Below are 13,130 nucleotides of genomic sequence, written 5' to 3'. Positions count from 1 at the left end.
CTTCGTACAACGGTCAACGGGGGCAAATCGAGGCAAAACTAAGGACCCTATTAACCGCGAGAGCAAAATGTAATCTGATATAACTTCGCAAAAACTGTAACTCATTACGAAAAAAACGATCTATCCTCCGCTGCCCTGCTTCCAGGGCAATTGTTCAGAGGTTCCTTAAGTCGGGAAACCCTTGTGAATCACCAACGGCATTTCCAAATCCAACGCCGCGGCCCAAAAGCGGTCATCCTCAGCTGTAGGATATCCTTTACCGCTCGGAAACGTCGTCAGCCAGGCGCCTTTGAACCCCAACCGCTTGCAGCGCTCCAGCTCCGCGATATCTTCGGCCGCGCCGCTGTTGGGCAACACCGCCATGCCGATCAGCCGGTCGCGGTCCACGGCGCAATATTCCTCAGAAAAAAAATCGTTGAAACCTTGCACCACGCCGATCAGCGCCGCCTTGTCACGGATCGATGAATTACGCACGTCGAGTGCGAACAACACTTCGGCATCGATGCCGTCCTTATCCTGCTCGCGCAAGCGTTGCTCCGCCGGACCGCAGCCCGGAGTGTTATCGTAGTCGAGCACCGTCGGATCGAATACTTCCGGCGCGCGCCCGCCAAACAGACTCGTGCCGCCGTAAATCAGCGGCTTGCCTTCCATCGCCAACGCATCTTTGCCGTTGGCGAGCTTGATGCGCCGCGGCGCCCGGTCGCGAAATTGTTTGGCGACGCGATGCGTCCAATGTTCCGGCGGCGACTCGTAGTGACCATCGGCGGAGATGTAACGATAATTTCTAGCCATTCTCGACCCTCGACTATTAGATCGGTTTCAAATTTTTTACATTAATTTATCATTACGCAAAAATTATTTCAGTATCTCCTTCAACTTACTGGCGATCGCCGGCGGCAGCTTGAACAAGCGATCGACGATTTTCTGCAACTCCCCGCCCGTGGCCGGATCAGTGGCGAGTCGCGCCCTCTGCACGTCGGCCTGCATGTCAGGCGACGCCAAAGTATCTGTAAACGCCTTACGCAATAACTGCACGCGCTCATTCGGCGTCCCAGGCGGCAACACATAGGCCAAGCCCAACAACGCGGGGAACTGTATGCCCGCTTCGATCAGCTGCCGGTCATCGTCATTACTTGCAAAGTCCATTACCAGCGGTACCTTGGGCAGATCGGCCAGTGGCTGCGAGCGCGTCTGCAAGACCACGATCACCTCGCCGGCCTCGATTTGTTTGCCCCAGAGAAGTTTTAAACCGTCCCAACCGCCGCAGCCGCCGGCTAGCTCGCCACTATCCACCGCCAGGCGTACTTCGGCGAAACCTTTGTAGCCGCTAATGATTTGCGTCGGCAGGCCGTAGACGGCCTGGAGCACACGGGGGATATCAACGGTGTTCGAACCTGACGCCGTGCCGCCGACTTTGATCGGCGTCTTCGACGCTTTCCATCGCTCCATGCTGGTGATGCCGCTCGCTTTGGAAAACGCGCAGACCGAATCGAACTTCGCTGGCACGCCGAGATATTCAAACTTGCGCGCGTCGAACTCGATGCCAGGCCGGCCCAGAATCTGCCCAATCAGCAAACCGCCGTTGAATGTTGAAATCGCCTGACCGTCGGGCCTGTTCGTCTTGTAAACTTGATTGGCGAGAATCAGCCCGCCCGCTCCCGTGACATTTTCGACCACGACGACCGGATTGCCGGGAATCTGCTTGCCCAGGTGGCGTCCGATCATCCGTCCCCAAGTATCGAACGCCCCGCCCGCTGATGCACCGACGAGAACGCGCACCGTCTTACCTTTGTAGAATTCCGGCGCGGCGCCGGCCACGGCATCGGCCGCCGATCCGATAATGCACATGAACAAAGTCGCGCCACAAACAATCCTGCCCAACATATTCGCTCACCTCCGACGAATGTGCAGCTTCCTTAGCATATTTTCCTCGGTTTTTACGATAGCACACCCGATATTCTTGGCGCTCGCAATGCCACGATCGATTACCACATAATCATGTTGACAGTCCTAGACCGTCTCGGTTACGTTCCGTTATGATATTTCCCCTTTGCGCTCTTTGCGATCAAATGATTTCCCTAAGACCCGGAAGGAGGCCATCATGGAATTTCTCAGCGCTCACGAACTGAGACAGTTATTACCCGCCGAAACATCCGCCTTTCCGTCGCCGATTCCACCCCAGTCGGTTTCCAGCGATGAGTTCATGCCGGCGCCACAGACGCACACGCAACGCGAGTTAGAAGCGCGTATCAAAGAATACGGCAGCGAGCCAGCGCGCCATCCTCGGCGAAAACAACGCTCGGCGCTTGACAACGACTGCTTGGCGCAACTTAAACATGATTACGACCGTGTTCTTCCTGTCCTTCGCGGTGAACAAGTCGGTCGAAATCTAACGAGAATGCCGTAATGCCGAGGGAAATCAAAATTCTCAGCGCGGGTGCCGTTCAGCCAGGTTTGAGCAAAGTCATCGAGGCGTTTCGCCGTGAAACCGGCGATCGGGTAACCGTCAACTTCGCCACCGCGCCGGCCATACGCCAACGGTTGAGCGGCGGCCAAGCGCCGGACATCGTGATCGCGCCGCCGGACCTGCTCGACGAAATGCCACAAACAAACCGATCCGCAACTCGCGTAGCCATCGGCCGCATCGGCGTCGGCGTCATGGTGCGCCGCGACGCCGCAGCGATGAAAATTTCCACTGTCGATGAATTTGTCCACGCTTTGCAGCAGGCCGAGTCGATCGTTTACAACCAAGCTTCCACGGGAATCTATCTCGATCAACTCTTCGACCGACTCGGCGCCGGCGCACAAATCAATGCCAAAGTAACTCGCTATGCCGATTTCTCCGCGGTGCTCGATCACATTAGCCACGGTCGTGGCAACGAACTCGGCTTCGGCGCCACCACGGTAATTTTGGAGAACGTCGGCGCCGGGATAAAATTTGTCGGGCCTCTGCCAGCGGAAATTCAAAACTATACGAGCTATGCGGCCACAACCTCGCCGGAGGCAAACATCTGCGCGCATGAGCTGATCCGTTACCTGACCGGCCCAAGCGCCAAAGGATTATTCACGCGAGCAGGCATCGAGTAAGTTTCACGGAGACAAAATGAAACGAATCGTTCGCCTCGGATTCCTACTATTGGCATTTGTTCCTCTTCGTTCCGGCGTAGAGGCGGCGACCGATGAATTCTATCGCGGCAAAACCATCCGGCTCGTGGTCGGCAACTCGGTCGGCGGCGCGATGGATGACTGGGCGCGCTTTGTCGCGCTCTATCTCGGCAAGCACATTGCGGGGAATCCCACCGTCGTCGTGCAAAACATGCCGGGCGCCGCCGGCATCATCGCGGCTAATTATGTTTACAGTGTCGCCAAGCCGGACGGCTTAACTCTTGCCGTGGTCAATCCAGCTCTTTATGTCGATCAGCTTCTCGGCGCCAAAGAAGTAAAATTCGACTGGCCAAAGTTCGTCTTTATCGGTTCGCCGGAACGGGTCGATCAAGTGTTGTACATCCGCACCGACGGACCGTACAAAACCATCGACGACATGCGCAAAGCCGCCGAGCCCCCGCGTTGCGCCGCCTTGGCGCGTTCCGGGCTGGGATATTTCTTGCCGCGGCTACTCGAAGAAGGGCTCGGCCTGAAAATCAATATCGTCGCCGGCTACGGCGGCGGCGGCGACATGAATCTAGCCATCGAGAAAGGCGAAGTGCACTGCCGCGCAGGCACGGCTTCAGCGTACGTCGGACGCGAACCGACGCGCACGTGGATAAAAAATGGCTTCATCCGCGCTCTGGCCCAGAGCGGCGCGACCCGCTATCCCAAACTGCCCGAGGTCCCGACCATTCACGAATTGCTCGACGCCCACAAAACGCCCGACGCCACCAAGCGCGTCGCCAAAGTGATTCTAGCCTCGGGCGATCTCGGCCGCCCCTTCATTTCAACGCCCGGCACACCAGCTGACCGCGTGAAAATACTGCGCAGCGCCTTTAGCAAAGCGTTGAACGACGGCGAACTTTTAGCCGACGCCAAAAAACGCGGCTGGGATTTAGATGTCCTGGCCGGTGAAGATTTGGCGGCGTTGAGCAAAGACATCATGGTGCAGCCGGCGGACGTGATCGAGCGGGTCAAAAAGATGATGGGCAACTGATGCGTCGCGTTATTCTCACCAGTGGAGCCAATTCGACCGACTTGACTCAAATTAATGGCTAGACTACGCTTTGCAGAATGAATACGCTTGATGAAATACAGATTAGAGCGAGACAGCTCTCCGCTGAGGAACGAGCGGATTTGGCATTGCAACTGATTCAGTCCCTCGACTCCAACGGTGCCACAACATCCACCGAGTCGAAAACTGCATGGCTCGCGGAATGTGACCGTCGTTTAAAGCGTTACGAATCCGGCGAAGATCAGGGAGTCCCCCTCGAAGTTGCTCTCCAGCGCGCGCGATCAATACTTCGGTGAAGCCCGTCACACTCGCCACGGAAGCCAGCGAAGAATTTGTTGAAACCGTGGAGTTCTACGAACGGCGTCGAGTCGGACTGGGTGCCGCCTTCATAAGCGAATTCGAAAGAAGCGTGGAGCTAATCCAGCAATATCCCGAATCTGGTCGATCCATCGGCAAAGATTTTCGCCGTATACTAACCAATCGCTTTCCCTACGCCTTGATATACGTTGAGCGAGAAGCAGGTTATTTCGTCATTGCCGTTGCTCACACAAGCAGACGCCCAGGCTACTGGAAAGAACGAATCGCTGACGCCGAATAAGATCTTCACCGTGTCCCCGTCTCGTTACTACCGCTTCCCGCTCCAAATCTGCTCGAAGAAGCCGCTCTTCTCCATCTCGTCGAGATAGCGCGTGTCGATCATTTCCTGCGGTTTGATTAATTTCGCGCGCGGTTCGGTGGGTGCGATTTCGTCAAGCGTCGATTGAAAACCTTCGAGCTTCATCGCCAAGCGCGGTTCCAACGCTTTGATCTCGACGTTGTAGCTCGCCTCCAACAATTTGCGATCGTCCACGCGCAAATATTTTTCCATGATCTTATAAGTAAATTCGCGATCGGTATGCATGATCTTCGCCGCTTCGGCCATGGCGCGCATGAAGCGGGCGATCACTGGGCCGCGTTTGGCGATGATCGAACGGCGCGTCACGAGAGTCGTCGCCGCGTAGGCGATTTTTAGATCGGGACCGTAGACGACGTAGTGATAACCCATGCGCAACGCCTGGGCGTCGGTGGGCACGGTCAAGACGGCGGCATCGATCGCCTGGGCCACCAGCGCCGCCAATGTTTCCGGCGCGCCGCCGGCCTGAATGAAACTTACTTCGCGCGCATCGATATTGTAATGGCGCAATGCCTGCACGGCAAAATAATGCGGATTGCTGCCGATGCGCGACACGCCGATTCTTTTTCCCTTCAACTGCTCCGGCCGTTTGATATCCGGCTTGGCGATAATGCTATGGGTCAAGGCGCTCTTGATGCCGCCGATAAAAACCGGATCGCGGTTGCCCAGCACAAACGGCCGGGTAATCGTCGCCGCGCCGATCTCGGCCACTTCGCTGTCGCCGGCGAGAATCGCCGCCGCGGACGGTGCGCCCGGCGTGACGAACACCACCGGCGCATCGAGATCGTACTTCTTGAAAAGCCCAGCCTCCTGCGCGATCCACGGATAGGCCTGGGACATGACCCGCGCGGTGTAGAGAAAATTGATTTTATCGGCGCCGAAACTATTTGCGAATGGCAAACCGACAAGCAAGAAAATCGCGCCCATCAACCTCATGGAACCTCCAGCGAACAAACATTCCATGCCCAGTACTTACATCAACCCGGCAAAAAAACCAAGACGATCTTTGCTATTGCCTGCTGCCTGATGCCTTCACAACAGAAACACTTTGACAAACTCGCCGCAACTGTAGCAACATCGCCGGAATCCGCCGAAAAGGAAACCGAACTTATGAGTAAGAATATCGTTTCGACTCCGACCCACGAACGTTGCGTCACTTCCTACGCCGCGCGCACGCAGTACAAACCCGGCGTCGTTCATCCGCCCCATATCAAAGTCAAAGACGCCATCGACATTCATTGCCACGCCCACGAGGGCCAGCAAGATCCTTACGATCTGGCGCGGCGTGCGTCATTGGCGGAGATGAAAGGACTGCTGTTCAAAAGCATTCCCGGCGACGATCCGGTGACAGCGACTCAGGATGTTCAAGACGACGTCAATCGCTGGGCGGAAAAAGAAAAAGTCACGCCAATTCAATGCTGGTCCGCCTACGTCTGCGGCCGGCAAATGGCACCGGTGACGGCGAAGATCGTCGGCGAGATGATCGACCTCGGTGTCAGCGCCATCTGGCTGCCGGTGTTTACGCATGCGATCACCATGAGCACCGTCGGCACCTACGGCCGCTTCGTGCGCGGCCGGGAAAGCTCCGGCTGGATCGGCCCCATCGGCTGGGATGAAGCTTTGCAGGTGGGCCACTACGATCTCGATGACAATGGCAAGCTTAAGCCTGAGATTCGCGATATCGTTCATCTCTGCGCGGACAGAAACGTAGCGCTGTTTTTCGGCCACGCGACTCACGCCGAGATTTACAAACTCGCGGAGGAAGTGCAAAAGGTCGGCTTGAAGCGCGCCGTCATCGATCATCCGTTTAGTCCGTTCTTGAACGTCTCACCGGAGATGATGAAAGAGATCCGTGGCACCGGCGTACTTTTCAACTTCACCTGGGACGAACTCTCGCCGCTTCTCGGCGTCGACCCACAAATCATGTACAACACCATCCGCGAAGTCGGCGTCGAACACTTCACGCTCTCAAGCGATGCCGGCGAACCGCTCTTCCCCGACTCAGTGGAAGCGATGCGCCTGGTGCGCGGCTACATGGAAGCGTTCGGGTTGAATCAGGAGGAGCTGTACACGGTATGCACGAAAAACCCGGCGAGAGTGGTGGGGTTGGAGCTGAACTAGCATTGGTTAATTTCGCCTAATCCCCGATTGCGGGGGGAATCACAAGCGGATAGAATTAGCGCATGAAAGTGAAAGACTTTAAGAAGTTCCTGAGCGGAAAAGCGCTCGACAAGCTCCTTCATCAAGCCCGCAAGAGCAGTCAGCGTCGCATTCTCGCTAACGAAGGTGAACTCGTAACTCCGAGTAAAAAGAACCCTTCGTCAAGGCGGGCTGCGGGCGCCGACCATTGATCTACCTCGACACCTCCGTCCTCCTGGTACACACGCTCACTGAATCGATCGAGCGGAACCGGGCCAAAGACGTGCGCGGGTTATTTTCTAAAATCGATTCCGGATTGATTGCCGCAGCCACCTCATTCTACGCTTTGCATGAGGTCTTCGTATTTGCTCTTGAGAATGCTCCGGACGTCGACACCGGTTCGGCATTCGGCAAGGCGGCGCTACAGAAAATACTCGCAGACCGACTGATGATACTCCCATTCGTGACGCGTACCGATCGAAGACGCTTAGCGCCACGGTTTTCGGCGCTAAAGGACTCCACGGATCTGCCCCACGCGATCAGTGCATACGTCGCCGGCTGCGAGGCCATCGTCGCCTACGACGAGCATTTCAGAGCAATATCCGCAATCATTTCCTACAAATCGCCGGGCGATTGCGTCTAATCATCAGCTGGGCGATTCAGCAATCACCATCGAACCGGAACTGGATCCCAAATCTCACCCTCCTAGCGCAAACCCAACCGCGCAAACGTCCCGTCTCTCTCCATCTCGTCGAGAAAGCGCCGGTCGATCAGCTGCTCCGCTTTCACCTGCTTGGCACGCGGGTCGGTGCGGGCGATCTCGTCCAAGTTGGCTTGGATCGCGCCGGCGCGGATGTCCAGTCTCGGTTCCAAAACATTCAGCTCGGCGCTGTAGGCAGCGTCGAAAACTTTGCGGTCGGTCAAGCCGATTTTTTTGCTGATCACGCGAAACGCCAGCTCGCGGTCGCTGATCATCAGCTTCAACGACTCCGCCATGACGTGCATGAATTGGCTCACCGCTTTAGGCCGCTTGGCGATCAGCGAGCGCAGCGTCACCAAGCCGGTAGCGACATAGGGCGGCTTGATCTCGCGGCCGTCGATGACGTAGTTGTAGCCCAAAAACGCCGCGCGGGTGTCCTGCGGCGTCGTCAGCGATGCTGCGTCGACCGCGCCGGTGTTGAGCGCGAGAAAAGTTTCCGGCGCGCCGCCAGTTTGAATAAATTGTGCGTCCTTGAGCGGATCGAGCCCCTTCTGGCGCATTCCGTACATGGTGAAATAGTGCGAGTTGCCGCCGAAGCGCCCGACGCCGATGCGTTTGCCTTTCAAATCTTCCGGCTTCTTGAGTTCCGGCTTGCCCATCAAGCTGTGGGTCAGGACATTTTTCACCGAGCCGATGAAAACGAAATCGGTGTTGCCGGCAAGATAAGCGCGCAGCGGCCCCTCCCCGCCGACAATCGCGACATTGCCGCTGCCGCTGCTCATCGCCGCGGTGACGATTCCCGAAGATGCGATGTAGACGAGCTGGAAATCGAGATCGTATTTAGCATAAAGCCGCGCCTCCTCGGCAAACCAAGGCAGCGCCATCGCCACGCTCGGCGCCGACTGCAAACCGACCAGCCGCTCGGCGGACCGCGCGATGCCGAACGGCCCCACACAGAGAGCAAGCAATAACGCCATGAGCCGCAGAAAAATTCTGGCATTCATCATCGGTCGCTTCCTTTCTCAATGCCGCGCACGCGAATTTAGAATTGCAACTAGCGGAGCGCCGCGAATCCGCACGAAGGCAAACTTTTCCGAATCACCTAACCTCTCACCCTTTACCCCTTACCGTTCACCGAATTACCTTCTGCGCCCGCTCCAGCACCGCTGGCGGCACGGCCACACCGATTTGTTCGGCGGTTTTGGCGTTGACCCAGAGATCGAACTTGGTCGGTTGCACCAACGTCAGATCGCCGGGTTTGGCGCCTTTGAGAATCTTGTCGATGTACTCCGCCGCGCGCCGGGATAGATCCGGCAGGTTCACGCCGTAGCTCAACAAACCGCCCGCTTCGACAAAGTCGCTGCGATCGTACACCGCCGCCAGCCGGTGCTTGATGGCGAGCGTCGCGATGCGCGCCACGTTAGTATTGAACATGGCGTCGCTCAGAATGAAAAGCGCGCCGGCGCCGCCCTTGGCCGCGTTACTGACGGCGCTGTCCAATTCAGCGGCCGATTTTGCCGTCACCGATTGAAAGGTCAGGCCCGATGCGCGCGCGCCGAGTTCGACATCTTTCAAATTGCGGGCGTGGCCGGGATTGGCGGGATTAGCCAGGGCCGTGACTTGCGATGCTTTCGGCAAGATTTCTTTAATCAGTTTTAACCTGTCGCCGAAAAAATCCGCCGAGGTGCGCGCCACGCCGGTAACGTTGCCGCCGGGAAACATAAAACTCTTGATCAGTCCGGCCTCAACCAGATCGCCGACGCCGGCGACGACGATGGGGATCGTGCTCGTGGCTTTTTTCGCCGCCACCGCCACGCCAGTGCCTCCGACCACGATCACGTCGGGCTTGCGCTCCACCAACTCACGCGCCAACTGCGGCAAGCGTTCCAACTTTCCTTCACTGAAGCTGTACTCGATGACGATATTCTTGCCCTCTTCATAACCCAACGCGCGCAACCCATCACGCAGCGCCGCATCGCGCGCCGCGTTCAAAGCCTGCGTGCTCGACACCAGCACGCCGATCTTCCAAGTTTTCCCAGCCGGCTGCGCCGAAGCGAACGACGCGCTCAGCAGCAACGAAATTACCAGCGAAAAAGTTCTTATCGTTTCAACCATCGTTGTCCTCCAATCCAAGTCTCTTCCGAATCGCCTTACCCCTTACCCATTATCGCTTTTGCAATTGCTTGATGAATCCCGACGACTCCATCTCCTGCACGAAGCTCGCATCGACAAAACTCTTCGGGTCCGCCGCGGCGGCTTTGGGATTTTTTGGCGCCATGTCATCGAGCAGCGTCTTGATGCCCACCGGATCGGCGTAGGGCACGTCGAGCAGAACCGAAGTGTAATTTCTGTACGTCCGCTCCAAACCTTCGGGATCGGTGAGCCGGGTGAATTTGCCGATGATCGCTTTCGTTCCTTCCTTGTCGGCTTTGACCAAGTGAATCGCTTCGGTCATGGCGCGCGCGAAACGGCTCACCATGGGCCGCCGGGTTTTGATGCTCGCCTCGCGAGTAACAACACCGTTGCCATGCAACGGAATCTTCAACGTCGCCATGTTGACCAGATCGCGAAAGCCCAGGCGCTCGGCTTCTTTGATGAACGGCTCGTTCATGATCGTGAATTGCGTCAGGCCGCGCGAAATCGACGCCAGCCGCTCGGGATTGCCGCCGGCGGGAACGATCTTTACGTCTTTCTCGGGATCAATGCCCAGCCGCTTCAACGACAGCCGCAATCCCATATCGGAAATGCTCCCGGCGCGATTCACCGAACCGGATTTGCCGCGCAGCTGTTCGACGCTAGTGATATTGCCCGCGGCGATGATGTGATCGATGAAAGTCGGAATGATCGAGAGAATCATCACCACGTCGGCGCCGCCGAGGCGCGGGTTGACGACGTTGGGCGCGGAAGTGACGACGATGTCAAGATCGCCGGCGACCAACGCCTGCATCGCCGGCGGACCGGCGCCGAAAAAGATCGCCTCGGTGACCAGACCCTGCTTGGCGAACAAGCCGCGCTCCTGCGCCACCCAAAGCGGCGTGTGCGACGCGGTCATCGCCGCCCAGCCAACGCGCACGCGCTCTTGGGCGAAGCCGAGCTGAATTCCGAGCAAAAGAAAAATCATCGTCAGTGAAGTTCGAAACCCAATCGACATTACTCACCTCGAATCAACTAAATGAATCGAACCCCATTTCTCACCACGAAGAGCACGAAGGACACGAAGGTTTCGGATAAATTATTTTCCGACCTTCGTGATCTTCGTGTCCTTCGTGGTGAACATTTTCTTTCTTATTCGGTTGCGGCAATGCCGCGCCGCGTCACTTGGTGATCGCGTAGCAGAGCGAATCGCGCGGCTCGTCGCTGAGATTAGGATGGAGCGACCACCGTTTGAGCGTGCCTTCGCGCGTCATGCCGGCTTTTTCCATCACCCGCGCCGAGGCTTTGTTGTCGACATCGCATACGGCCCAGACGCGGAACACTTCCTTTTGCTTCATCGCCCAAGCGACGATTCCCTGCATCGCCTCGGTCATGTAGCCATGCCCCCAATGAACGCGCGCTAGGACAAAGCCGAGTTCCAACTTCTCAGCGTTGACCCGGACGATCATCATGCCGATCACTTGCTTCTCGTCTTGGCGCTCGATCACCCAGTGAAACGCTTTGCCCATATCCCAAGCGAGTTCGCACATGCGCACGTACTTGCGGGTCTCGTCGAGATTATTATGGGCGCGCCAACTGACGTAGCGGGTGACGTCCGGATCCTGCGCGTATTGGCGAAAGATCGCCTCCGCATCCGCTAGTTTTGCTTTTCTCAGTCTCAGCCGTTCGGTTTTTATAGTTTTCGGTGGGTTTATCACTCTAGGAAGGTCCAGCACTCATGATCGCTGAGTTATAGAGTCGCGGCGACAAATATTCAAGAGATCGGCAGGCATTCGGCAACAGGCAATAGGAAGAGAAGAGTGATTCTCCGAGCTATTGCCTAGTGCCTGTTGCCTATTGCCGATTCGCGATCAGCGAAAGCGCCTCACGGATTCATAGCGATCAGTTTGCGCTGCACGTCGTCCATGCTCGCCGGCCAAACAGCGCGCTCCTTGAAGAACTGGGCGGCGGCGGGATGATAAGGAATCGTCACGTCGGCGTCGACAGCGCGCTGGCGCGTCCAATCTTTGAAGCTCGGATGAAGCGCCGGCAGCTTATCGACGTTGTCCCAAATATTCTTGAGCACCATGGCGACGACGCGATCCGGCGCGCTCTTATGACTGGTCAGGAAAATATCGTAGGCGTTCACGCAAGTATCTTCCGCGATCGCCGCCGCTTGGCCGCGTTTGAGCCAATGCGGATAGTAGCCGGGCACGGCGGCGCGCAGCCGTTTTTCACCCTGCGGCGTGCAGTCGAGGGAAAGGTGGCGCACACCGATGGCCGCGTCGGCTTCTTTGACCTTGGCCGAATCAACGGCGTGCAAAGCAACGTCGGCGCGACCTTGGATGAGCGCGTCGACTCCGTCGTTGGCGCCGGGCACGGGGACGATCTTCACGTCGTCAAACTTCATCCCGGCGCCGGCGAGAAAACCGAAGACGTTATACCAATTGGCCAGCTGCGCCGGATACTCCCCGGTAACCCTTTTGCCGCGAATATCTTGCATGGTTTTGATCGGCCCATCCTTGCGGACTATGAACGCCGTCGTCAAAATCGCGCCGCGCATCACCAGGCGCACGTTGGGTGTGTGCTGAAAAGGATTTCTACCGCCGATCTTCAGCCGCTCGGGGCCTTGATACGACAGCGCCATGTCGACGGCGTTGTTGATGCCGAAGTCGATCTCCCCCGCGTCGAGCATCGGCAAGAACGTGCTCGTGCCGGAATAAGGCTGCACCACCATCTGCATCGGCGCGCCGTCGCTGACGACTTTCGACAGGCCGCTCGCCAGCGCGTAGAAGACTGTACCGGGCGGATTGGAAGCAACCGTGACTGAGCGCGGCAACTGTTGCGCGTTGGTGGCAACGGCGAGCACGAGAAAAAACATAAGAACGACCGGAACAAATCGTGATGACGTAAATAGGACGTGTCGCATAACGCTTCCCCCGATTCCGCTGTTGATTAAAATGGCACAATCACCGCCGTGGCGACATGTACAAACAATGCGGGTAAGCTGTCAAGCTGATTTTCTTTTCCGTCATTCCCGTGAAATCGGAATCCAGTCTTTGAACCCACCCCGCTCCTAAATCCGGATACCGCTTGCCAACGGTATGACGGACCCTGTCCCGACCATCTTTTCGGAGGCGCGAAAGTTCGCCATCCTTCAAATAAGAATTTAATTAATGTCGTGGCAACGTCAATATGTCATGTTAACAGCAACGCGATTATGTCAGGGTAGTGCGTTGGGTTGAGGTCGTAAGTTAGAAACCTGGCCATAGCGGAACCCCACCTTGTTGGAGTTGGTTCGATATAGGCCAAGTGTGTGCGTC

15 protein-coding genes are annotated in these 13,130 nt (G+C 57.1%); 7 read left to right on the top strand and 8 right to left on the bottom strand.

The window, feature by feature from the left end:
- Window positions 1-165: 165 nt before the first annotated feature.
- Together EXR70_22610 and EXR70_22605 are read right to left on the bottom strand one after the other, a co-directional pair.
- Window positions 166-792: a hypothetical protein gene (locus EXR70_22610; protein MSP41289.1), complete on the bottom strand. Its 627-nt coding sequence runs from the start codon at window positions 790-792 to the stop codon at window positions 166-168.
- Window positions 793-855: 63 nt separating this feature from the next.
- Window positions 856-1,884 (bottom strand): hypothetical protein, encoded by a 1,029-nt coding sequence (locus tag EXR70_22605; protein ID MSP41288.1) that lies wholly within the window; start codon window positions 1,882-1,884, stop codon window positions 856-858.
- A 217-nt stretch (window positions 1,885-2,101) separates the two neighbouring features.
- Here EXR70_22605 and EXR70_22600 point away from each other — a divergent pair, with 217 nt between their 5' ends.
- The 5 genes from EXR70_22600 to EXR70_22580 all read left to right on the top strand — a co-directional run bounded on the left by EXR70_22600 (window position 2,102) and on the right by EXR70_22580 (window position 4,760).
- Complete coding sequence (locus tag EXR70_22600; protein MSP41287.1) at window positions 2,102-2,407, top strand: hypothetical protein; 306 nt, start codon at window positions 2,102-2,104, stop codon at window positions 2,405-2,407.
- Window positions 2,407-3,087, top strand: coding sequence for an ABC transporter substrate-binding protein (locus EXR70_22595; GenBank protein MSP41286.1), 681 nt, complete (start codon window positions 2,407-2,409; stop codon window positions 3,085-3,087). Before EXR70_22600 ends, EXR70_22595 begins: the two co-directional genes overlap by 1 nt.
- 16 nt (window positions 3,088-3,103) lie before the next feature.
- On the top strand, window positions 3,104-4,144 hold the full coding sequence (locus tag EXR70_22590) for a hypothetical protein (protein ID MSP41285.1): 1,041 nt from the start codon (window positions 3,104-3,106) through the stop codon (window positions 4,142-4,144).
- 77 nt (window positions 4,145-4,221) lie between these two features.
- On the top strand, window positions 4,222-4,458 hold the full coding sequence (locus tag EXR70_22585; GenBank protein MSP41284.1) for an addiction module antitoxin RelB: 237 nt from the start codon (window positions 4,222-4,224) through the stop codon (window positions 4,456-4,458).
- Window positions 4,392-4,760, top strand: a complete 369-nt coding sequence (locus EXR70_22580) for a type II toxin-antitoxin system RelE/ParE family toxin (GenBank protein ID MSP41283.1) — start codon at window positions 4,392-4,394, stop codon at window positions 4,758-4,760. The genes EXR70_22585 and EXR70_22580 overlap by 67 nt, the downstream gene beginning before the upstream one ends.
- Before the next feature lie 27 nt (window positions 4,761-4,787).
- Here the strand turns inward: EXR70_22580 and EXR70_22575 are convergent, their stop codons facing one another.
- Window positions 4,788-5,798, bottom strand: a complete 1,011-nt coding sequence (locus EXR70_22575) for an ABC transporter substrate-binding protein (GenBank protein MSP41282.1) — start codon at window positions 5,796-5,798, stop codon at window positions 4,788-4,790.
- Between the two features lie 147 nt (window positions 5,799-5,945).
- Between EXR70_22575 and EXR70_22570 the strand changes: the two genes are divergently transcribed.
- Window positions 5,946-6,956 carry a hypothetical protein gene (locus tag EXR70_22570; GenBank protein MSP41281.1) on the top strand — a complete coding sequence of 337 codons (1,011 nt, stop codon included), beginning with the start codon at window positions 5,946-5,948 and terminating at the stop codon, window positions 6,954-6,956.
- A gap of 226 nt (window positions 6,957-7,182) precedes the next feature.
- Window positions 7,183-7,617, top strand: coding sequence for a PIN domain-containing protein (locus EXR70_22565; protein ID MSP41280.1), 435 nt, complete (start codon window positions 7,183-7,185; stop codon window positions 7,615-7,617).
- A gap of 62 nt (window positions 7,618-7,679) precedes the next feature.
- Here the strand turns inward: EXR70_22565 and EXR70_22560 are convergent, their stop codons facing one another.
- The 5 genes from EXR70_22560 to EXR70_22540 all read right to left on the bottom strand — a co-directional run bounded on the left by EXR70_22560 (window position 7,680) and on the right by EXR70_22540 (window position 12,736).
- Window positions 7,680-8,681 (bottom strand): hypothetical protein, encoded by a 1,002-nt coding sequence (locus EXR70_22560; GenBank protein ID MSP41279.1) that lies wholly within the window; start codon window positions 8,679-8,681, stop codon window positions 7,680-7,682.
- A 124-nt stretch (window positions 8,682-8,805) separates the two neighbouring features.
- Window positions 8,806-9,789 (bottom strand): ABC transporter substrate-binding protein, encoded by a 984-nt coding sequence (locus tag EXR70_22555; GenBank protein MSP41278.1) that lies wholly within the window; start codon window positions 9,787-9,789, stop codon window positions 8,806-8,808.
- 49 nt (window positions 9,790-9,838) lie between these two features.
- Window positions 9,839-10,825, bottom strand: a complete 987-nt coding sequence (locus EXR70_22550; GenBank protein MSP41277.1) for an ABC transporter substrate-binding protein — start codon at window positions 10,823-10,825, stop codon at window positions 9,839-9,841.
- A 163-nt stretch (window positions 10,826-10,988) separates the two neighbouring features.
- The gene (locus tag EXR70_22545) at window positions 10,989-11,522 is read right to left on the bottom strand and encodes an N-acetyltransferase (GenBank protein ID MSP41276.1); all 534 of its coding nucleotides are present in this window, start codon (window positions 11,520-11,522) and stop codon (window positions 10,989-10,991) included.
- A 170-nt stretch (window positions 11,523-11,692) separates the two neighbouring features.
- Window positions 11,693-12,736, bottom strand: coding sequence for a TAXI family TRAP transporter solute-binding subunit (locus EXR70_22540; GenBank protein MSP41275.1), 1,044 nt, complete (start codon window positions 12,734-12,736; stop codon window positions 11,693-11,695).
- Window positions 12,737-13,130: the final 394 nt, after the last annotated feature.

The organism is Deltaproteobacteria bacterium, from assembly GCA_009692615.1.
Classification (GTDB): domain Bacteria; phylum Desulfobacterota; class Binatia; order UBA9968; family UBA9968; genus DP-20.
The sequence above is the reverse complement of the archived record's forward strand: the minus strand, read 5'-3'. Positions and strand labels throughout refer to the sequence as shown.

Excerpts from the sequence above, each read along its gene's own strand:
- EXR70_22560 (MSP41279.1), bottom strand. The coding sequence starts at position 8,681 with ATGATGAATGCCAGAATTTTTCTGCGGCTCATGGCGTTATTGCTTGCT.
- EXR70_22540 (MSP41275.1), bottom strand. The coding sequence starts at position 12,736 with ATGCGACACGTCCTATTTACGTCATCACGATTTGTTCCGGTCGTTCTT.
- EXR70_22555 (MSP41278.1), bottom strand. The coding sequence starts at position 9,789 with ATGGTTGAAACGATAAGAACTTTTTCGCTGGTAATTTCGTTGCTGCTG.
- EXR70_22585 (MSP41284.1), top strand. The coding sequence starts at position 4,222 with ATGAATACGCTTGATGAAATACAGATTAGAGCGAGACAGCTCTCCGCT.
- EXR70_22575 (MSP41282.1), bottom strand. The coding sequence starts at position 5,798 with ATGGAATGTTTGTTCGCTGGAGGTTCCATGAGGTTGATGGGCGCGATT.
- EXR70_22600 (MSP41287.1), top strand. The coding sequence starts at position 2,102 with ATGGAATTTCTCAGCGCTCACGAACTGAGACAGTTATTACCCGCCGAA.
- EXR70_22605 (MSP41288.1), bottom strand. The coding sequence starts at position 1,884 with ATGTTGGGCAGGATTGTTTGTGGCGCGACTTTGTTCATGTGCATTATC.
- EXR70_22590 (MSP41285.1), top strand. The coding sequence starts at position 3,104 with ATGAAACGAATCGTTCGCCTCGGATTCCTACTATTGGCATTTGTTCCT.
- EXR70_22570 (MSP41281.1), top strand. The coding sequence starts at position 5,946 with ATGAGTAAGAATATCGTTTCGACTCCGACCCACGAACGTTGCGTCACT.
- EXR70_22550 (MSP41277.1), bottom strand. The coding sequence starts at position 10,825 with ATGTCGATTGGGTTTCGAACTTCACTGACGATGATTTTTCTTTTGCTC.
- EXR70_22595 (MSP41286.1), top strand. The coding sequence starts at position 2,407 with ATGCCGAGGGAAATCAAAATTCTCAGCGCGGGTGCCGTTCAGCCAGGT.
- EXR70_22610 (MSP41289.1), bottom strand. The coding sequence starts at position 792 with ATGGCTAGAAATTATCGTTACATCTCCGCCGATGGTCACTACGAGTCG.